We start from the raw sequence: 21,137 nt of genomic DNA, 5'->3' as shown, positions 1-21,137 counted from the left end.
ATGATGTGGCCGTCCTCGATGGCGGCATCGCCAAGTGGAAGGCTGAAGGGCGCCCGTTGGAAACCGGCAAGCCAGCCTTGCGTCACCGTCACTTTACCGTCTGGAAAGACGACAAGGCTGTACGGAACAAGGCGGACATGCTCGCTAATTTGCACAGCAAGGAAGCCAGCGTGGTGGACGCGCGAGGCGCAGGCCGCTTTACTGGTGAAGAAGCCGAGCCCCGTCCGGAAATGGCGTCAGGACATATTCCTGGCAGCCGCAATCTGCCATACAGCAACCTGTTCAACGCCGATGGCACATGGAAGCGCGGCGATGAATTGACGCAGGCATTTGCCGACGCTGGCGTTGACCTCAGCAAGCCGATGATCACCACATGTGGGTCAGGCATGACGGCTGCCGTCGTCTTGTTTGGCGCGCGGATGACCGGGAAGACCGACGTCTCGCTTTATGACGGCAGCTGGTCGGAATGGGGATTAGACAAGGATACTCCCAAAGCACAAGGTGCGGCTTGAGTTCTGAGAAGCCTCAAAAGCCGGCCACGAAATCAGTTACTGCAGGACGAAGGGGTGCGCTAACGGGGCCCGTCGTTAACGTGCCTGTCTGGCGTGCCAGCACGCATTTATATGAAAATGTTGCCGCGTTGGAGGCAGGTAAATCAGGCAACCACGATGGCCGTTTCTTTTACGGACGCCGCGGTTCACCAACGCAATGGTCATTGGCCGAAGCGCTTACAGAAATGGAACCCGGCGCGGACGGAACCATGCTGTATCCATCAGGCGTGGCAGCAATTGCCTGTGCCTTATTGTCCGTTCTCAAGGCCGGAGACGTCTTGTTGATGACGGATAATGCATATGATCCAAGCCGGTCGTTGGCTGATGGTTTTCTGAAGCGATTTGGCGTTGAGACCCGCTATTTTGATCCTCTGATCACCGACTATGATCTTTTATTCTGCGACCGCACCAAGGCGATATTGCTTGAATCACCTGGAAGCCTGACGTTCGAAGTTCAGGATATTCCCGCCATTTGCCTAGCCGCCAAAAAGCGCAATGTGGTTACGTTGCTCGATAACACATGGGCCACATCCTATTTCCATACGGCGCTCGAAAAGGGCGTCGATATGGCGATCCTGTCGTGCACCAAATATATTGTTGGTCACAGTGACGTCATGATGGGCAGCGTTACCACACATAAGAAATATTGGACCAGACTGCGCCAAACCGCGCAGCAGCTTGGCCAGACGGTGTCGCCCGACGACGCATATCTTGCCAGCCGCGGCCTGCGCACCTTGTCCGTGCGGATGAAAGCGCATGAGACATCGGCGCTCCAAATTGCGAAATGGCTACAAAGGCAGCCTGACGTTGCTGCTGTGTTTCATCCCGCATTACCGGACTGCCCAGGGCACGCATTTTGGAAACGCGATTTCACCGGATCCACCGGGCTGTTTTCATTCGTGCACAAAGGTGACGCAGCTACCGCTGCTGTCTTTGTTGATGCGCTTGAACTGTTCGGTATCGGCTACAGCTGGGGGGGCTTCGAAAGCCTTGCGTTGCCCGTTCATCCCGAAAAGTACCGCTCGGTTGTACCCTGGAATAAAGCAGGGACGCTTATCCGGCTACAAATCGGGCTTGAAGACACTGACGATTTGGTCGCCGATCTCGGCCAAGCCTTTGCGAGGGCACGCGACGTATAGATTCAACGAGTTGGCTGCGGCACGTCGCCGGAATAATCGTAAAATCCGCGCTTCACCTTTCGGCCATACCATCCGGCCTCGACATATTTCTGCAGCAAAGGTGCTGGCCGGAATTTTGGATCGCCGGTGGATTGGAACAGCACTTTGGTGATCTCAAGACATGTATCAAGCCCGATAAAATCCGCCAAGGTTAGTGGTCCCATGGGATGATTAAGGCCCAGTTGGCAGGCAGTGTCGATATCGCGAATGCTGGCAACACCCTCGCCCAAGGCAAAGCATGCTTCGTTAATCATCGGCATCAGAACGCGATTCACGATGAAACCGGGCGCATCATTGGCAAACACCAATTGCTTGCCGAGCGCTTCCCCATATTTGCGCACGACGTCGACAGCCGCATCGGTCGTCGCAAGCCCGCGAATGACTTCGATAAGGCCCATGACAGGTACCGGGTTGAAAAAATGCACACCAATGAACCGTTTTGGGTCAGGCGATGATTGCGCCAGCCGGGTAATGGGTATTGATGATGTGTTCGATGCCAGAATTGCCTGATGACCCAGCACCCTGCCCACCGCCTCAAATATCTTGCGCTTGATCTCTTCGCGCTCGGTCGCGGCCTCGATAATCAAACCCGCATCAGCCATCGGCTCGTAGCTACCTACTGGTACAATGCGCGATAACAATGTGTCAGCTGCATCCTGCCCCATTTTATCTTTAGCAATCAGGCGGTCTAACGCTTTCCCAATAGTCGCCTTACCGTCCTCTGCCTTGGCAAGATCAAGGTCGGACAAATACACATAATATCCCGCAGCGGCGCTCACCTGCGCGATCCCGGCACCCATTTGACCTGCTCCAATGACTCCCACTGCACGCATTTTTTCGCTCCGGCTTACGACGATGCTTTGGCCCTAGCGGAGGTCATACAAAAGCGCTAGCTTCGGAAATATGCACAAGACGTTTATTTGGCTGGCATTTTTGGCAGCAACAATATTGCCGGCATTCCACGCAGCGGCGGCAGTTACACCGGGCAAGGTACAAATTTACAAGGACTGGGCGGTCGGCTGCGACAATGGGCTTGATTGCCAAGCGGTAGCTTTGCAGGATGACAAACTGGTTGAGCAGCATCTGTCGGTTGTCGTAACCCGGACTGCAGGTGCAAGCACTTCACTGATCATCAGCATTTCATCAAATTCTCTCGAGCCCGGCCGATATTTGGTACGCGTTGACAACAAAACGCTGACGCGCGACGTTACGAAAGTCCTCGGTCAACCAATTCAGGTGACGGACGCCGCCGCCCTGAACCTGGCGCGCGCAATGGCGCGCGGGAACACTGTAAGGTTACTAGACGACACAGGTAACGAACTTGGCAAAGCGTCGCTAGCCGGGGCATCGGCAGCGTTCCGCTATATCGACGCCCAGCAAAGCCGCGCTGGTGTCAGAAATGCTATTGTCGCCATATCTGGCAAACCAAAGACAGGCAGGCGGCCCGCCCTCCCTGTCATCACGGCGCGCAGGATCAGGCCCGACAATGTTCTTCCTGACACGGCGTCGTTAATCGCTTTGTCTGACAGCAATCCTTGCGGCGCGGAGCGGTTCGAGTCGAGCGAAGATACCGCATTTAGCCTCGGCATTGGCGGCTCCGGACCCCAGGCTTTGGTTCTCGTGACCTGTGGCAGGGGCGCTTATAACGTTTCGTCAGGTATTTACACCGCCCGGCGCGACAAAAAAGGCGCATGGACGTTCGAACCTACAAAATTCGATTATGGTGCAACCGGCTTTACCGCCGAGAGCGGGATACCCATTCTTGTGAACACCCGCTGGGACCCGGCGGCGCAGACGATCAGCACTTATAATAAGGCGCGCGGTCTTGGTGATTGTGGCTCTTCGGCCAGCTATGTGTGGGATGGACAAATGTTTCGCATGATCTCCGCCAGCTTTATGGGCGAATGCCGCGGATCTTCGGATTGGATACCGACCTGGCGCGCTGAAGTCAGACTTACTCCTTAAGCTTGGGCTGGCAATTTCTACAAATTCTCCTTAAGCGCGGCGGCAGTGCGCATCCTTTAGGCAGAAAGTCGTTTAACCATGGCCACCCCTGTTCGTAATGCCCCATTGAGAGTGGGGCTAGCTGGTCTTGGAACCGTGGGTAGTGGCGTCATCCGGTTAATCGAAGAAAATGCTGTGCTCATCGCCCGCAGGGCTGGCCGCGAGATAAAGATCGTTGCTGTAACGGCGCGGGACCGGACGAAAGACCGTGGCGTTGACCTGTCGACGTACCGCTGGGTCGATGACATGGGTGAACTGGCCACCGCTGATGATATTGACGTAGTAGTGGAACTTGTCGGCGGATCCGATGGCCCGGCGCTTACCCTTGCGCGCGAAACTTTGTCAGTTGGTCGCGCATTGGTAACTGCGAACAAGGCAATGATCGCACATCACGGGGCTGAACTTGCGGCACTTGCCGAAGGCAAACAGGCGGCGCTCAAATTCGAAGCTGCTGTCGCTGGCGGCATTCCTGTCATCCAGGGGCTGCGCGATGGGGCGGCGGCCAATCGCATTGACCGCGTCTATGGCATCCTGAACGGCACCTGCAATTTCATTTTGTCGACCATGGAGCGCGACGGGTTGGACTTTGCCCAAGTCCTTGCGGATGCGCAGGCCAAGGGATTTGCAGAGTCCGACCCGTCGTTCGACATTGACGGGGTTGATGCTGCGCATAAGCTTTCCATACTCGCATCGCTGAGTTTTGGATCGGTCATCGACTTTGGCGGTGTCGAAGCGCGCGGTGTCCGTAAAATTCTTGCTGCAGACATCGCACAGGCCAAAACCTTGGGCTATCGCATTCGCTTGATTGGTCTTGCCGAAATTGACGGCGACAACGGGTCGGCCAATATCTTCCAACGCGTCGAACCGTGCCTTGTCCCGTTAAGCCATCCCTTGGCGCATGTGACTGGTGCAACCAATGCCGTGGTAGCAGAGGGCAATTTTTCCGGGCGCCTGTTATTTCAGGGCGCTGGTGCCGGCGACAAGCCCACAGCATCAGCAGTGGTGGCCGATCTCGTCGACATTGCGCGCAAGGAGACAGGTCCTGCATTTTCTATGCCATCGGCTGAACTGGAAAAGTTTCCACGGGCATCGGCTGCGCACAGGATCAGCAAGACGTATTTGCGAATGCTGGTGGCTGACCGGGTTGGCGTACTCGCCGAGATCACTGCCGCGATGCGCGACGCAGGCTTATCGATTGAAAGCCTGATCCAGACCGAAGCGAGCGACGACGGGTCGGCGCTGATCGCGATGGTTACGCATGCCGGGCCGGAGCAAGCGATAAACGACACCATTGCTGCGCTCTCAACGTCCGATAGCTTGCTTGGCGAGCCAATGGTTATGCACATTTTGGGGGCATAGCCTTTGTCCTACATATTGATCGCGATGAGAGCGACGTCGAGGGCTGACATAAGCAAACCACGACAAGCAATCTCGACAACAGCCTTTGCCTTCACTATCGGAACCTAAGCTTCCAAATACCGTTCCGCATGGGTCGCATCGTTTGCGCGCCCCTGATCTCAGATAGCTAGGAAATACAAATGACTGCACCAAGCCAAATCCTCGACCGTGTCCTTGTTCTGGAAATGGTGCGGGTGACGGAGGCTGCAGCCATAGCAGCGGCGAAGCTGATTGGTCGAGGCGATGAGAAAGCTGCGGATGCCGCCGCTGTCGAGGCGATGCGCGCTGCGCTGAACGAATTGTACATGGATGGCACCGTGGTCATTGGCGAAGGTGAGCGCGACGAAGCCCCAATGCTGTTCATTGGCGAAAAGGTGGGTTCTGCCATTGGCACTGGCCCAAAAATCGATATTGCGCTTGATCCGTTGGAGGGTACCACCATAACAGCAAAGGCTGGACCAAATGCGCTTGCGGTGCTGGCGGTGGCGGAAGAAGGCAATCTGCTCAACGCGCCTGATGTCTATATGGATAAAATTGCTGTTGGCCCAGGTTATTCTCCGAATATCGTCAACCTCGACAAATCGGTTTCTGAAAATGTCGCAGCCGTCGCAGCGGAAAAAGGCGTGTCGTCCCATGAGCTTATCGTCTGCGTACTTGACCGTCCGCGCCATGAAAAGCTGATAGCCGAACTGCGTGCCATTGGGTGCGGCGTCATGCTTATCCCAGATGGCGATGTTGCTGGCGTCATCGCAACCACTGACCCCGATACCACCGTCGACATCTACATGGGCAGCGGTGGAGCACCTGAGGGCGTTCTGGCGGCAGCAGCGTTACGTTGTGTCGGCGGCCAGTTCAAGGGCCGCTTGCTTTTCCGCAACGACGATGAACGGTTGCGTGCGCGCAAATGGGGCATTGAGGATCTGGACAAAATTTACGACCTTGAAGAGCTTGCCAAGGGCGATTGCATCTTTGCCGCAACTGGCGTTACGCATGGATCGTTGCTTGAGGGCGTGAAAACCTTGCGCGATGGCCGCGTCACCACCGAAAGCGTCGTTATGCGCGCCTCTTCGGGAACGGTTCGCTGGGTCAAAAGCGAGCACCGCAAAGCTGACCATCTCGGTTAATCTAGTTGACCAACTGGTCCAGCAAATTCGCAAATGCACACTTTGCGATAATCTGCCCCTTGGACCAAAACCAATCGTTCAGGCGTCTGCATCTGCGCGCATATTGATTGTGGGGCAAGCGCCCGGCCGGATTACACATGCCAAAGGTCGCCCGTTTGATGATGCCAGCGGTAAGCGGTTGCGGGCTTGGCTGGGCGTCACAGACGATGTCTTTTACGACCCCAGCAAAATCGCCATTGTCCCCATGGGATTTTGCTTTCCGGGAACCGGATCTGGCGGAGACGCCGCTCCTCGCCCGGAATGCGCACGGCATTGGCGGCGGCCACTGCTCGACGCGATGCCGCAAGTAGAACTCTCCATATTGCTTGGCCGACACGCCCTCGAATGGCACCTTGGCATGGACAAAACCGCAACGTTGACTCAGACAGTGGAGAATTGGCGCAGCTATTGGCCAGAAAACCTTCCGTTGCCGCATCCCTCCCCACGCAATAACCGCTGGCTGAAGCGTAATCCGTGGTTCATTGGCGAAGTCATTCCCATCCTGCAGGAACGCGTCAAGGCGCTGCTGGCCGTTTAATAAATTCCCATTTGCAGACCCGTGGCAAGCTGTTCGCCGAGGTCCGCAGCAGAGGACAAGTCGGCAGTATCGATGATCTTGGGCGCCAGTATTTCGTCTTTGGTCTGCGCAAGGGTGCAAACAATGACGCTCGGGGCAATCTGCCGCAGTCGCCAGCCAGTGGCGATACGCTCGGCCTGCGCTACTGCATTGCGTCCGTCGGAACCCGCGCAGACGATCATTACATAAGGCCGCCCGTTCAGTGCGCCGAGGCAAGGGTAATAAGATCGGTCAAAAAAGCTTTTCATGCCGCCGCTAATCGCCGCCAGATTTTCGGGGAAAACGAATAGATAGCCGTCCGCCCGCAACATATGTTCAGCGCTTGCCTCTGCGGCGTTCAAAATAAGCACATCGACATCCTGCACCCGGGCCGCACCATCATGCGCCGCCTGCGCTAGGCTTTCAGAACCACCAGTCATACTGTGCCAGATTATTGCCACTTGCTTCATCCCCACTTGCTAGCACCAGCAGCGCGCCATAGGGAAGCAACATGAAGCCCGTCCTCAATATTCAACACTCGATCCTCGACCAAGCCTGGCACTGGCGCGGCAGCGGGACTGATGGCCGCGACCCCGACTTTCAACCGGATGATCTCGTTACTCAGTTGTTGATGGCGCGTGGCGTTCTACGCGACGATATTGAACGTCACCGCAGCCCGACCATTCGCAATTTCATGCCAGACCCGTCAATATTCCAGGACATGGACCATGCCGCGCTGAGACTGGCGCAAGCCGTTGAGGCGGGAGAGCAAATCACCGTCTATGGCGACTATGACGTTGACGGCGCGACTAGCGCGGCTTTGCTAATCCGTTTGCTACGCATGTTGGGGTTGAACGCAGGCTATTACATTCCGGATCGCCTGATGGAGGGCTACGGTCCGTCGGGTGAAGCGCTCGTCCGCATCGGCGATGGCGGAAGCCGCTTGATCGTCACCGTCGATTGCGGTGCTATGGCTTATGATGCCCTGTCGCAGGCAAAGGCCGCTGGGCTTGAGGTCATTGTCGTAGACCATCATAAATGCGCCGCAGAGCTTCCTGAGGCGTTTGCGCTGGTCAACCCTAACCGGCTGGACGAAACCGACGATGCAGCCTCCCACGGGCATCTGGCAGCAGTTGGTGTGGCATTCCTTCTCGGCGCGGCGTTGATACGCACTTTGCGCGGGCGTGGCTATTTTGCCGCTCGGCCCGAACCCCGGATCATGGACCTGCTTGATCTTGTCGCTTTAGGCACGGTGGCCGATGTCGCGCAACTTCGCGGGCTAAACCGCGCGTTTGTGGCGCAAGGGCTTAAGGTCATGGGTGCCCGCCGCAATATTGGCCTTTCGGCGCTCATACAAGCCAGCCGCCTAACACGCGCGCCGATATGCTCCGACTTGGGCTTTGCCCTGGGCCCACGCATCAACGCTGGCGGCCGGGTCGGAAAATCCGACCTTGGCGTGCGTTTGTTGATCACTGAAGATGCAGTTGAGGCACAAGACATCGCGATAGAACTGGATCGCCTCAACGAAGAACGCCGCGCAATTGAATCAGTTGTGCAAGAAGAAGCCGAAGCCATGCTTGCCGGCCAGCATAACCGCGCAGTGGCATTGTTATCGGGCAACGGCTGGCACCCCGGTGTCATTGGCATTGTCGCTGGCAGGATCAAGGAAAAGACGGGCAAGCCATCCATCGTCATTGCGGTTGATGAACATGGCGTCGGTAAAGGCTCCGGCCGTTCGATTGCTGGTGTCGATCTGGGCGCGGCCATCATTTCAGCGCGTGAAGCTGGATTGCTCGTGTCAGGCGGGGGCCACGCGATGGCCGCTGGGCTCACCGTCGCGTATGACAAGATTGAAGCTCTGGCCGATTGGCTTGACGAACGGTTAGCAACTGACGTCGCCAACGCTTCGGGGGTAAAGGCGCTATTGATAGACGCGATTGTCGCGCCGCGGGGTCTTAACCCGTTATTCGTCGATGCAATGGAGTCCGCTGGCCCGTATGGCATGGGTTGGCCCGGCCCCCGCGTTGTGACGGGGCCGCTGCGCATTATCAAATGCGATATCGTCGGAAAGGACCATGTTCGCGCGATTGTAGCCGGCGATGATGGCCAGTCGTTTAAAGCTATGGCATTCCGCCAGGGCGAGACCATTCTTGGCCAGACAATGCTCCACGCAGATCGCGGCCGCCGATATTGGTTTGCAGGCCGCGCAAAGACCGATGACTGGGGCGCGACACCAAAAGCGGAGCTGCATGTCGACGACATCGCATTCGCCGATTGAATTTGCATGAACTTGCCCTTGACGTGTCCGGAACGAATCCGTAAAGGCGCGGCTCGCCAAGCGATTGGCCCCTTCGTCTAGCGGTTAGGACGCGGCCCTTTCACGGCTGAAACACGGGTTCGATTCCCGTAGGGGTCACCATCCATTCTGATATTCCTTGGGAAACAAAATGGTGGTGTTCATGATGTTGCTGATGCGTGAGCTTCGAGATTTTCTGGCACTGCGTCACGCACCGTTTATTTTGGGTACATCTAGAATTTAGCGCTCCCGTCCTGCCTCATCTATTGTTTGGGACAAAGGCGACAACAGATATTGGATAATACGCCTTTCCCCCGTTTTGATTTCGATCTGCGCCGCGAGTCCAGGGCCGATGACCCGGTCATCTCCTCGAACGCTTATCGTACGTTTTAGCAGACGTATTCTGGCGGCATATACCGGGCCTTGACCAGATGGCGGGCGGCCGGCTTCAATTTGCGGGCGATCCAGATTTTGCTGGCTCGTTTCAATGGCATCTCGGCTAATACTATCGACGACACCAGGTATTATGCCATAGTCAGTGAAGTTGAAGGCTTCGAGTTTTACCCGCACCGGCTGTCCTTCGCGGACGAACCCGATGTCCTTGTTCATGATGCTCGCCTCAACCACAACTGCGGCATCGTCTGGGACGATTATCATCAAAGTTTGTGCCGGTTGAACCACGCCGCCTATTGTCGAAATCGCAAGTTGCTGCACTGTGCCTGAAACGGGCGCCCGAAGTTGCTGGAATTCTTGCCGTCGTGCGGACTTAGTCACATCTTCGCGTGACAAGGCTATGGTTTCTTGTGCGCCCGATAATTCGGCGACCGCATTTTTGCGAAAGCTACCTTTTAGTCGCAAAAGTTGCGCGTCAATATTTGCCATGGCGGCACGGGCTTTTGACGCATTCGCCACTTGCACGGCGATGTTTTGAATATGCTCCACCTTCTGTTGTTCAAATTCAAGCAGACGGATTTTGGAAAAATATCCCTTTTCAGCAAGTTCTTTTCGCGCCACAAGCTGCATTTCCATTAAAGGAAGTGTTTGTTTTAGCTTGCTTATTTCAGCTTCCGATCCGGCCAGATCTGCCGCCCGTTCGGCACGCTGCTGGATAAGGCTGGTCCGCTCAGCTTCATATTCCACTATCGACGACTGGACAAAATCTGTCTGCGTTGATGCCGTTTCTGCCGATGCGCCAGCCGGAGCTGTGAATCGCGAGCCACCCTTATTCAAATGGTCGAGCAGTGCCATATTGCGAGCAGCTATTACCTGCGATGTTAACAATTTCTGGTTGGCTTGAGCGGCATCGGCACCGGCAAGTGTTGGGTCCAGTTCAACAAGTAACTGCCCTGCCTCGACATGCTGCCCGTTATGCACGTGTATCTTACGGACATAGCCGATTTCGATCGGCTGGATGATCTTTACATTTCCTGATGGAATGACCTTGCCATTCGCGGTGGCGACCACGTCAACGCGTCCTATTATCGACCACACAAGTGCGAGGGTGAATAACCCGCAAACCGATAGCAGAAGCCAGCGCAAACCGGGACTGGGCGGCTTTTCCATGATTTCCAGCGCCGCTGGCAAAAATTCATGGTCCGACATTGGCTTCGCGTCGGCTTCACTCCGATTATGCTGTTTCCAGCTTTCCTTGAACACAGCCCAATGGCGCACAAAGTTGGGGAACCAACGCTCGATCATGGCTTGATGCCCATTTGCTTGTTATACAGCATGGCATAGCGCCCGTTTGCTGCAAGCAGTTCACTGTGCGTCCCCGTTTCGGTAACTTCACCGCCCTCGACAGTGATTATACGGTTGCACTGGCGGACTGCTGATAGACGGTGTGCGATGATAATCACTGTTCGGCCTTGCGCGATACCCGCTAGATTGTCCTGGATAATCTCTTCACTCTCGGCATCGAGCGCTGAGGTGGCCTCGTCGAAGATCAAAATACGCGGATTGTTGACGAGCGCGCGGGCAATCGCGATGCGCTGCCGCTGGCCGCCGGACAGATTCGCCCCGCGCTCGTCGATGATCGTGTCATAGCCGTGGTTGAGCGACAAAATGAAATCATGTGCACCTGCTAACGTTGCGGCTTTAATCACGTCCTCCATAGGACAGGTTGGGTCACCCAAAGCAATATTTTCGCGCACGGAACGATTGAACAATATGCTTTCTTGCAAAACAACCCCGATCTGTCGCCGCAGCCAAGGAGGGTCCACCAATGCAAGATCAACTCCATCGACCGATACCCTTCCCTGTTCAGGCGTGTAGAGGCGCTGGACCAACTTCGTCAGTGTTGATTTTCCCGAACCGGATGGCCCGACAATGCCGAGCATCTCGCCCGCCCGCACGTCGAGGCTCACGCCACGCAACGCTTCTGGCGCATCAGGGCGATAACGGAAACGCACTTTGTCGAACCGGATGGCACCCGCAATCGGCGGCAGGCTGGCACGAGCCGGGCTGTATTCCGGTTCACCGGGCGCGTTCAATACATCGCCCAGACGTTCTACCGATATACGTACTTGCTGAAAATCCTGCCAGAGCTGGGACAGCCGCAGAATTGGAGCTGCGACTCGACCTGCGAGCATGTTAAACGCCACCAGAGAGCCTACCGAAAGGTCACCTTCAATGACCGCCATGGCGCCAAAATAAAGGATAGCAACAGTGGTGAGCTTCGACACAATCTGAATTAGGTGACTGCCCCAATTGGCAAGCTTGGCGACATCAAAACCGACATTGGTATAGCCTGAAAAAAGTTTCTCCCACCGATCGCGCATTTGCGGTTCGACCGCCATGGCTTTGAGTGTCCCAATACCCGTCACGCTCTCTACGAGGAAGGATTGGTTTTCCGCTCCACGCCGAAATTTCTCTTCGAGCAAATTACGCAAATGGGGAGAGATGAACACCGAAATCGCAACATACAGTGGGATCGAGAGCAGCACAATCAGTGTCAACATCGGAGAGTACAGGTACATCACTGCAAAAAACACAACGGAAAAGAACAGGTCGATGACCACCGTTACAGCGTTAGAAGTGAGAAACTCCCTGATACTTTCGAGCTCCCGCACCCGCGCGATGCTGTCGCCCACCCGGCGCGCCTCGAAGTAGGAGATGGGGAGGTTTAACAGGTGCCTAAACATTTTTGATGAAAGCTCACTATCGATGCGGTTCGTGGTGTGCGCGAACAACCAATTCCGGAGACCCGACATCAAAGTTTCAAAAATTAAGACAACTGCCAAGCCAAAAGCGAGAACCTCAAGCGTGGCCATGGATTGGTGAACCAGCACCTTGTCAATCACCAGTTGAAAGAAGATCGGTGAGACCAGTCCCATCAGCTGAAGGAAGAAAGAGCCAATGAGAACGTCACGGAGAGACCTGCGGTATTTGACCAAGGCCGGGATAAACCAGCTAATGTCGAACGGGCGTCTGTCGCCAACCATCGCTTCGCGGCTCGTCATAAGTAATAGCCGTCCCGCAAATAGCTCAGCTGCTTGCTCCTGGGTCCACACCTCTGGCCGATCAGAATCGCCACGCTGGATCAGGTAAAGCGGGTGCGGACTTTGGCTGTCGATTTTAAGCAAGATCACTGCGTCACCGCCCACAGTTTCTAAAAGCCCGGGAAGCGGAACCTTGTGAATCTCATTCAACGTCGAATTCTTAATGCGCGCGATAAGATTCAGTTGCTTGGAAATCCGCGCAAGGTCTTCAAGACTATATGGTTCATTGCCCTTGCCTCGGGCATGCGCGATTTGATCTGCATCTGCCGGAATGCCAAAAAATTTCGCTAGTAAAACAAAAGACGCCAAGGAATTATTAACAGCGTCGTGTCTGATCGGTTCAGAGATGGCTACATCCTTGTCGAATTCTGGTTTGGAAATTGTCGGCGCTCGCTTCCAGCCCTGCCTCAACCCCGTGATATAGCAAGACTTCTTTTTTATTCGTTAGATATCCTGCGTGATAATTTTTGCAATCCGAACTCGCTTGCGCCCTGAAGGTTAACCAGCGTTGCGACATCATGCAAAATAATCAAATATCGGATCGGACTCTTGCAATCTGTTCGACGAAATGCCGCTGCCATCTGCAAATGAAGCCATAGCTTGCACCATCAGCGAAAGCCGCGGGTCAAATGCACTTACTTCAAGTTCCCGCGATTCCAACATCGCAACGACGGCATTATTTGAAATCATTTGCGACGACTGGCCGAACACCATTGTATACTTTTGCTTTTCGCTTGCCGAGACGATGACATAATTGTGTTCATCCGCATCGATATCAACCGACTGGCCAGCGGTCAGAATGCGTTCACCATAATATCCTCCGACACCGCTAGAAAATTTAATCGTTAACCCCGATTGAGCTGCCGTGATCGTTACCAGACCGTTATTGTACCCGGTCAGATTATAAAAATCTGCATCGTCAGAGCTAACATATTCAGACCGGCTAGCAAAGCGTGAGCGGGTTATGGCCTTGCCAACATCCAGTGAACTCGCAAAATCATTCCCGGTGCGGTCTACGCCCACCAGTTTTAGCACCAGCGCATTGCCGGTGTCGGCAATAAATAGGTCGTCGCCAACCAGGGCAACGTCATTAGGAAGGTTCAGTAGCTTCCCGAATTCGTAACCTCTGTCGGCCCCCACAAGGGTGTGGATATTGCCAGCGCTATCAACATAGCGGATTCGGTTGTTAAAACTATCGGCAATGAACAATGTGCCGTCAGACTCGTAATATGCGAGCCCCGTTGGTGTATTGAGTCCCGCCAAAGCAGCATCGCCACCGTCACCTGAAAAACTGCCACCGCCCTGGTAGGTCGTAAATTTACCGACGCCCGCCGTTGCGACTAATCTTCCGTCAGGAGTCAACTCGACAACACGGTTGTTCCAGGAATCGGCAATGAATATTCGGCCGGCGTCCGTTACCAAGACTCGGTTTGGAACATTTAAGGCCGATTGGCCTGCAACCGCAGTCGATGCCAAGCTTGCCAATCCGTTACCGACGAGGGTGGAAACTATGCCGTCCGCGGAAATTTTTCGAATGGCATGATTAAACGAATCAGCGACATAAATACTGCCATCGGCAGCTACGTCCAAGCCATAGATGGATTGAAAGCGAGCGTTGATACCCAAGCCGCCATCCCCTGAGTAGCCTGACGTTATTAACCCGGCAAAGGGTGACACAGACTGGTCAGGCGCTATTCGCGATATTCGATGATTTGCATCAACAAAATAGACTGAACCATCAGGACCTGCCGCTATGGCATTCGGGTAAAATAATGTGTTGTCTACAGCGTACCCGCTTTGATTGCTCCGCGCTTGTGTCCCATTTCCAGATATTGACCTAATTCTTCCTTGGTCATATTCGAGAACCCGAGGGGTCAAATTATCCAGCATTAGCAATGAACCATTGACCGATTCCAGGTCGACAATAACATTTGAAGTCGAAGAGCGCTGACCATATACTGCCGTCAGGCTGCGGGCCATTAGATCATAGCTATATACGCGGCCACGGTCAGAGTCGGTGATAACAAGATTTGTACCGTCAATCTCCATATAGCTCACATTGGCAAACGGTTCCGGAAAGGGAAATGGGCTTTGCACCAGTGTCCGGTGGTTTAATCGCGTGATTGCAGTATGATTACCAATCAGCAGATCACCCGTTATGGGGTCTTTTACTAACCCTGCTCCAAAGGCCCCGCCAATTTCGAGGTTTGCAAGCAACAGGCCTTGCTCGTTGAACTGCAGGTAACGCTTGGTTCCTCCGTCAGCTGCCAGAACTGAGATTACATCATCATGAAATAATATGTCAATGAACTGCGTTCCGGGTGTAAGGGTGCTGCGGTCATATTCCCAGAAATACCAGCGCCCGATGTCACTGTGCCGCAACACTTTGGTTTCGCCGCTTTGCAAGCGATCGCCCACAATAGTTGCTTCTGCTGCGGTAATAAACGGCTGCCCACGATTATCTCGACCAAGGGCATAAATGTCTCCTAAGCCAACGATTTGGCCATCCACTATTGTGGGCCGCAAATTGTTTGGACTACCCAAAATAGTCTTAACGATACCCGTCTCGAGGTTGATCTCTCGAACGACAAGATTTGACGAATCCACAAAGTAGATTGTTCCATTTTTGTTGTTCAATATCTGTCCAGGCCGATTGATCAGAACCTCTCTACCAATTCCTTGTTCAGTGTAGCCAACGCTATTACCTCCCGCGAGACGCTCGACCTGCCCATCGGAATATATTCGCTCGATCGTCGAAGCATAGGTATTTGTAACAACAATTGATCCATCTGATAGCCGGGTAGCATCGGATGGATAGTTGAATGTTAGTTCATCGGCGCTGAACACCTTATCCGGCTCGCGTCCGAGAATATAGTCAGTGGCAAAGGGCTTTGAAAACCGCTCAAATGATGCCCAACCGCCAACTACCGCCGTTATATTGGATATGACATCCCCAGTGATGTTGACTTGATCTGGAAGCAAAAAAGCCCGCCATTGAAATTGACCTAGCCCTAATTCAATGTCCAACTGCGGCTTTTGGGAGAAGTAGGTCCCAACGCTCTTGGTCCAAGGATCACGTATTTGAATTAGAAAATTTCCTGACGGCGGCGCGTTAAACGAAAAATTCGTCAAGCCGCTGCTAAGACTAATCGGACTGAAAGGGTCACTTTTTACAAGTGCATCCATATACCAATCTATTTTGTCTCGCGTGGCAATGCCCTCCACGAAAGACAGCTTTCCGGCCAGCACATAAGCGCTAAACGAAAAGCCCCTACTACCTGACTCAGCAATTGAAACTAAATATTTTCCATCTTCCAGTTGCAATTCAATGGATGACGAATAATTATAAAAGGCCGTCACATTAGACCCATCAAGCTTGCTTACTGATACATAATAAAACGGCGCCGGCGTTTCATCTTGAAAAGTTATTTTTATTCTGCCGCCATCTAAATCCCGAACTGCAAGTGCGCCGCCGTATATCTCGCTTGCAATAACCAAATCTTCTCGAAAAAATCCGCTCAGTCCATTTCCGGTCAATGAATATCTACCCGGCTCCAAGGAAGACAAATCAATCCACGTTCCGTAGTTATCACTAACAACGCTATTTCCTTCGGGCGTGCGGATAACATAATTCGACACGTCCGCAGGTACGGTCAGACCAACCCGTGTCCGGGCGCTCTCAAACCTGTGTGTAAAGGGCGTCCATCCTCCTTGGACATTACCAAGCCCTTCAATTAGCGCCGGATACATTATGGATGACTGGGCGATACCCAAAACCCGCCACTCGAATGCGCCCAGTCCCAGCTGAAGGGACAAACTATTGTTTTGGCTGAAATATGTTGAAATTGATCTCGTTTGAGGATCGCGTATTTGGATCACATGTTGTGGATTTGTGTCTTCGAATTCAAACAGTCTCGTGCCGGTGTAGTTGGCAACGTCATTAATTTTCGTTCCATAGGTTAAAGAATCCAGAAACCAGTCGGCTCTGTTGACAAGCTCAATGCCGTTAAGTTTTTCTAGCTCACCTGCCGCGCCAACCTGAGCCACAAAATCAAAGCCATTTTCGCCGGGCTGAGCGATGGTAACGCTCCAACTACCAGCGGGAAGTCTTAACGTCGTGTCAGGGGAGTAAACGTAAAAACTTTGTTGAACGACACCCGCCGTATCTTTGACGCGTACAAAATACGGCCCCCCGTCCGTTGATGTGCCAAAAGTAAATTGTGTGCTGCTCGTCCCGGGATTTGCTAGCAGGACCCCTCCCGGGATATTATTTGAACGGATAATTTCGTATCGTTTATTGCTTTCGGAGGACGTCAAAGAATAACGCCCAGGTGCCAAATTTGAAAGGTCGGCCTGCCGGCTGCCAGCCCCAGATAGCATGCTGTTCCCTGCGGGATCACGGACAATGAACGACGTCCAACTTTCGGGCAGCAACAGCATATTTTTCATCCATCCATGGTACTAGAACTTGGGCTATAATTGACTGCCCCGATAGGGCAATATGTTAATGACACCTCCGCCCACATTAGTCTGTAAATTACCAAAATTGAATGGCTTAGGGCGTTCAAGGCACGGCCCAACCCGTCACATTAAACTGACCATTTGTCCTGGCGTTCGCAAGTCCGCCTGCGTTCGACCAAACGAACGACTGATGGTAGAGAAATGGAACCTGAATATTTGAAAACACTACAGTTTGGGCCCTGCCAGATATCGCCTTCGTTGCGGCACGCGTGTCGATTATATGCGCTGATCCGTCGCCGTCATAATATTCGGCATAACTCCCTGTCGAAGCTGTATTAAGAACTAGCGATGTGTCCATGATACCCATCGTAGCCAGCGGCGAAACATACCCCCGCATGTCAACTATCTTGGCCTTCACGCCTGGGGCGTAATGACCTGACGACACATCGGTCCCGTCCTGAGTTTTCTGGATGTCGATCATTTTGGATTTGACGATGAACCCGCTGTCGTAAATGTTGCGGACCTCTCCAGTATCTCGATAGAAATCAGCTAACCAAACAAAATGCGTACAATTGGGGGGCGCCACCAAGACAAAATCGCCTTTGGTGAGCGCTCCGGGATCTTTGAATGAAATTTCATTCTTATTGTTAAACGCAACTCTGGTGATCCGGCCCGACCAACCACCGCCCTCGGATATCAGCAATGCCTCGGTGCCTACAAGGTTATTTGCGGACACCCAGCTATGATCTACAGCTTTGCGATAATCCGCATCGCCCGTGTAATTGAACCCTTCACCACCCTTCACAGTCGGAAAAATGCCCCCCGATGGCAAGCCAACCCGAAGATAGGGCATCAGCCGGAGAACTGCTGTTGCGTCACCATCATTGGCACAAGCAAAAACCGCATACCATGCCTCATCTTTGGTTTCGGTTTCAGCGCCCTTCATGGTAGTAAGATCGGCAACCTGATTAACGACGGGGAAGGTCGGCGCGTAACCCCGGCTGTATTGACCTCCAAATCTAAAGCCCCCCATGACGGCGTGTCTTCGAGTGATGCGGACTTTTTGCGCTGAGTGGTAATAGAGCGTGTCGCGCGGTGCAGTCTGAACAGGTTGCAGGTTTTCAGTTGGCGCACCCATCACCGCTTCGCCGCCGAAAAAATGCACGCCCCATATAAGCGCGAGCGCGATTGAAGCGCAGCGTAAAAGCCTTCGGCTGCTTTTGTTTTTGTTTATTCCCAACATCATTCTTCTACACTTTGCGTTAAATCGCTGTCGACTTTGCCGGGCGAACGGTAAGGCTCCATGCCGGTCATAACCTGTATTCCTCACTTGATATGAACGTAATATTTCATGTTCTTGGCATTACGCGCCGATGGAAGCTACGCGCTCCGGCTACAACGTTGACTTGCCCAACTGTCATGCTATCGCGCCCTAACTGGTAAACGCGCTGCTGTTTAGGTCTGCGCAGAGTTGATGGTGGGTCCATTTGCGAGCGCTAACAAATATTGGATCGCGTGAAGTCAGCTTTCGTTTTTGGCTTTTCATTTTATTTGTTTTCTTCATCGTCTTTACGGGAGGAAGTTCGCGGGCAGATGCGCAATCGCTGGCGATCGTGCGGCCCACGGCCTTGGTCGTCTGCGGATTCGCCTTATGGACAATAAGTCGGGAGCATCTGCTGCAATATAGGATGCCAATTTCCTTAATGTTCGCCGCCCTTGCCCTGCAGCTATTTCATATTTCTCCTTTTTCCTCAATGTTTTCAACTGATACGCCGACGGAACAGATTATGTCGGCGGTCAATCTGGAGCTTGGCGTTAGTTCGGGTTTACGCCCACTTGCATTGGTTCCGGACTCGACGATGAATGCGATTTTTTCGTTGGCGGTACCTTTCGCAGCGCTTCTGCTTGGCTGCCAACTAACGCGAAGCGAGCGAGCGCTCTTACTGCCTATTATGTTGATAATTGGTTTTTTTTCGGGCGTGTGGGGCTTATTGCAAGTGACTGGTGGCAGTCAAAATTCCTTGTACCTCTACGCTCTAACCAACGACGGTGCTGCCGTTGGGTTGTTTGCCAATCGTAATCACCAGGCAACATTATTGGCATGCATGTTCCCGATGTTGGCCGCTTATGCAACGATGGGGGAAGGAACCGCGGAAAAACTGAAAGTGAAAGGTTGGGCTGCTGCTGCAGTCGCCATCTTTCTTGTGCCGCTAATTCTCGTGACTGGCTCTAGAACAGGGGTCATACTCTCAATTATAGGCATCGCTTTTGCTGCAGTGATTTATAGAAAGCCGCAACCCAGCCAAGCTTCGAAACGAAAGATCAGAAATCCCTGGCCGCTATATGCGGCTGTCGGTCTGGCAGTGACCTCTCTCGGGGCAATTACTCTTATCTTGTCAAGAGCACAGGCGCTTAGCCGTTTCACATCCCGCGCCCCTGCAGATGAGCTTCGGTTCCAGATTTGGGGACCAATAACAAAATTTGCTGCCGACTATCTACCTTTTGGATCTGGCGGGGGGTCCTTTGCCATGACATATCAAGTCTATGAACCAGAACGTCTTTTGATGGCCAGCCACGTCAATCAAGTTCATAACGATTTTATCGATGTTTTTCTGACTGCGGGAATTCCAGGCATAATCATCGTTCTACTGTCGTTGGTTGTGGTAGCAAAAGCCGGATTCAACGCTTTCAGCGGACTGCGAATAGACAGTCAGTCGAAGGAACTGGCCAAAACTGGCCTGGCCATTTTTACGATACTGGCGGCGGCCAGCATGACCGATTATCCCCTTCGGGTTCCCAGTCTTTCGGCCTTTATGTCGATCAGCTTGTTATGGCTGTTCGGAATTCAGCGCCGAACCAAGGAAAAGGCTGGCACTAATTAGCTGGTTTGTCTAGGTCGGCGCTCATCGTGCGTATCATGAGATTTTGTTGAGACCATTTATGCTTCAGGTGACACCGCCAATGACGGGTAATGCAGAATATGATGCCAACCCCAACGGAAGTCAGGCCGTCCGTCAATTGGCACCCCCAATAATATTGCAGTATTGGCAGGTTGTTCTGCGCTGGAAGTGGTTGATAGCTGGCATCTTAATAGCAGCTTTGGTCGTGGGGTTGACTGTAACGTTGCTTATGACGCCGCAATATACAGCGAAATCTCGCATAGAGATAAACCGCGAGCAAAAAAACATTACCAATGTGGATAGCCTAGAATCGCGGGATGTCGGACAGGATCTTGAATTCTACCAGACGCAATACTCTTTGCTTGAAGCACGGTCGCTTGCTGAACGAGTCGCGCGCGAACTGAAACTTGCAACTGCCGACGGCTTTTTCGAAGCACATGGTATAGATGTTAACGGCACAAGTGGCATGTTCGCCACAAAAACCGGGCCAGTATCCAGTGCAGAATATGCAAGGCGCGAAGCTACGGCCGTCGATCTTTTGATTGGTCACGTTGAAATTGTGCCCGTCCGTGGTTCGGCTTTAATTGACGTGAGTTACACAAGCGCGTCACCGCAACTTTCTGCTCGAATCTCGAATGCTTGGACGCAGCAGTTTATCGCCGCGAGCATGGACCGGAGATTTGCGTCAACCGCAGATGCGCGCAAATTTCTTGAAGGCCGTTTGGCTGATTTGAGGGCAAGGCTTGAGCAATCTCAACGCGACCTTGTAAACTACGCGTCAAGCAAAGGTATCGTTTCACTGGCGCGCACTGTTGGACCCGATGGCAAAACGCAAATCGAGCGAACTTTGGCCGCTACCGATCTCGAAGCACTGAATAACGAATTAGCCGAGGCGACTGCTGACCGTATCGCTGCAGAGAGCAAGGCGCGCATGGTAAAAAAACTGAAATAAATGCCCTTGACTCAGCAGGACCGCGGGGAATCCGCGAATGCCCCATCAAGTGACTGTTTTGCCTTAGTTATTTATACCTATCCACAGGCAGGGCAGCGCGAATCGCGGGATTCCATGGCGTTAACGCATTGCAGCATCGGCGCTGCACCGCACAAGCGAAAGGGCCCGCCGGATACCCGGC

The 21,137-nt window shown here is 53.3% G+C and carries 16 protein-coding genes and 1 tRNA gene; 11 read left to right on the top strand and 6 right to left on the bottom strand.

The window, feature by feature from the left end; genetic code table 11:
• Window positions 1-512, top strand: a 512-nt coding sequence (locus ACK4S7_RS10135; protein WP_409646469.1) for a sulfurtransferase, incomplete at its 5' end; no start/stop codon positions are given.
• Complete coding sequence (metC, locus tag ACK4S7_RS10130; RefSeq protein ID WP_409646468.1) at window positions 467-1,690, top strand: cystathionine beta-lyase; 1,224 nt, start codon at window positions 467-469, stop codon at window positions 1,688-1,690. The genes ACK4S7_RS10135 and metC, both read left to right, overlap by 46 nt.
• Window positions 1,691-1,692: 2 nt before the next feature.
• Here metC and ACK4S7_RS10125 read toward each other — a convergent pair whose 3' ends face one another.
• On the bottom strand, window positions 1,693-2,562 hold the full coding sequence (locus ACK4S7_RS10125; protein WP_409646466.1) for a 3-hydroxyacyl-CoA dehydrogenase NAD-binding domain-containing protein: 870 nt from the start codon (window positions 2,560-2,562) through the stop codon (window positions 1,693-1,695).
• Window positions 2,563-2,632: 70 nt separating this feature from the next.
• On the opposite strand from ACK4S7_RS10125, the gene ACK4S7_RS10120 reads away from it, so the two are divergent.
• From ACK4S7_RS10120 to ACK4S7_RS10105, 4 genes are all read left to right on the top strand, one after another.
• The gene (locus tag ACK4S7_RS10120; RefSeq protein WP_409646465.1) at window positions 2,633-3,694 is read left to right on the top strand and encodes a DUF1176 domain-containing protein; all 1,062 of its coding nucleotides are present in this window, start codon (window positions 2,633-2,635) and stop codon (window positions 3,692-3,694) included.
• 78 nt (window positions 3,695-3,772) lie between these two features.
• Entirely contained in the window at window positions 3,773-5,092 is a 1,320-nt protein-coding gene (locus ACK4S7_RS10115) for a homoserine dehydrogenase (protein ID WP_409646463.1), read from the top strand.
• 179 nt (window positions 5,093-5,271) lie between these two features.
• On the top strand, window positions 5,272-6,255 hold the full coding sequence (gene glpX, locus ACK4S7_RS10110; protein ID WP_409646462.1) for a class II fructose-bisphosphatase: 984 nt from the start codon (window positions 5,272-5,274) through the stop codon (window positions 6,253-6,255).
• The gene (locus tag ACK4S7_RS10105) at window positions 6,158-6,832 is read left to right on the top strand and encodes a uracil-DNA glycosylase family protein (RefSeq protein WP_409646461.1); all 675 of its coding nucleotides are present in this window, start codon (window positions 6,158-6,160) and stop codon (window positions 6,830-6,832) included. Before glpX ends, ACK4S7_RS10105 begins: the two co-directional genes overlap by 98 nt.
• On the opposite strand, the gene ACK4S7_RS10100 is transcribed toward ACK4S7_RS10105, so the two are convergent.
• Complete coding sequence (locus ACK4S7_RS10100) at window positions 6,829-7,290, bottom strand: flavodoxin family protein (RefSeq protein ID WP_409646459.1); 462 nt, start codon at window positions 7,288-7,290, stop codon at window positions 6,829-6,831. The two genes, ACK4S7_RS10105 and ACK4S7_RS10100, sit on opposite strands and share 4 nt — an antisense overlap.
• A 71-nt stretch (window positions 7,291-7,361) precedes the next feature.
• Between ACK4S7_RS10100 and recJ the strand changes: the two genes are divergently transcribed.
• Both recJ and ACK4S7_RS10090 read left to right on the top strand, forming a co-directional pair.
• Window positions 7,362-9,128 (top strand): single-stranded-DNA-specific exonuclease RecJ, encoded by a 1,767-nt coding sequence (gene recJ / locus ACK4S7_RS10095; protein WP_409646457.1) that lies wholly within the window; start codon window positions 7,362-7,364, stop codon window positions 9,126-9,128.
• 66 nt (window positions 9,129-9,194) lie between these two features.
• Window positions 9,195-9,269 (top strand) — tRNA-Glu (locus tag ACK4S7_RS10090).
• A gap of 117 nt (window positions 9,270-9,386) precedes the next feature.
• Here the strand turns inward: ACK4S7_RS10090 and ACK4S7_RS10085 are convergent.
• From ACK4S7_RS10085 to ACK4S7_RS10070, 4 genes are all read right to left on the bottom strand, one after another.
• Window positions 9,387-10,844, bottom strand: coding sequence for an HlyD family type I secretion periplasmic adaptor subunit (locus tag ACK4S7_RS10085; RefSeq protein WP_409646456.1), 1,458 nt, complete (start codon window positions 10,842-10,844; stop codon window positions 9,387-9,389).
• Window positions 10,841-12,952, bottom strand: a complete 2,112-nt coding sequence (locus ACK4S7_RS10080) for a type I secretion system permease/ATPase (RefSeq protein ID WP_409646454.1) — start codon at window positions 12,950-12,952, stop codon at window positions 10,841-10,843. The genes ACK4S7_RS10085 and ACK4S7_RS10080 overlap by 4 nt, the downstream gene beginning before the upstream one ends.
• 207 nt (window positions 12,953-13,159) lie before the next feature.
• A complete protein-coding gene (locus tag ACK4S7_RS10075; protein WP_409646452.1) occupies window positions 13,160-17,023 on the bottom strand; it encodes a hypothetical protein in 3,864 nt (1,287 codons plus the stop codon).
• A 184-nt stretch (window positions 17,024-17,207) separates the two neighbouring features.
• Window positions 17,208-18,269: a hypothetical protein gene (locus tag ACK4S7_RS10070; RefSeq protein ID WP_409646450.1), complete on the bottom strand. Its 1,062-nt coding sequence runs from the start codon at window positions 18,267-18,269 to the stop codon at window positions 17,208-17,210.
• 322 nt (window positions 18,270-18,591) lie between these two features.
• Between ACK4S7_RS10070 and ACK4S7_RS10065 the strand changes: the two genes are divergently transcribed.
• From ACK4S7_RS10065 to ACK4S7_RS10055, 3 genes are all read left to right on the top strand, one after another.
• The gene (locus ACK4S7_RS10065) at window positions 18,592-19,986 is read left to right on the top strand and encodes an O-antigen ligase family protein (protein ID WP_409646448.1); all 1,395 of its coding nucleotides are present in this window, start codon (window positions 18,592-18,594) and stop codon (window positions 19,984-19,986) included.
• A gap of 79 nt (window positions 19,987-20,065) precedes the next feature.
• Window positions 20,066-20,956 (top strand): GumC family protein, encoded by an 891-nt coding sequence (locus ACK4S7_RS10060; RefSeq protein ID WP_409646446.1) that lies wholly within the window; start codon window positions 20,066-20,068, stop codon window positions 20,954-20,956.
• Window positions 20,957-21,137, top strand: a 181-nt coding sequence (locus ACK4S7_RS10055) for a hypothetical protein (protein WP_409646444.1), incomplete at its 3' end; no start/stop codon positions are given. It abuts the gene before it with no gap.

Source organism: Sphingorhabdus sp. (genome assembly GCF_046292425.1).
Classification (GTDB): domain Bacteria; phylum Pseudomonadota; class Alphaproteobacteria; order Sphingomonadales; family Sphingomonadaceae; genus Sphingorhabdus_B.
Note: the sequence above shows the minus strand (reverse complement) of the source record. Positions and strands in the feature narration are given on the sequence as shown.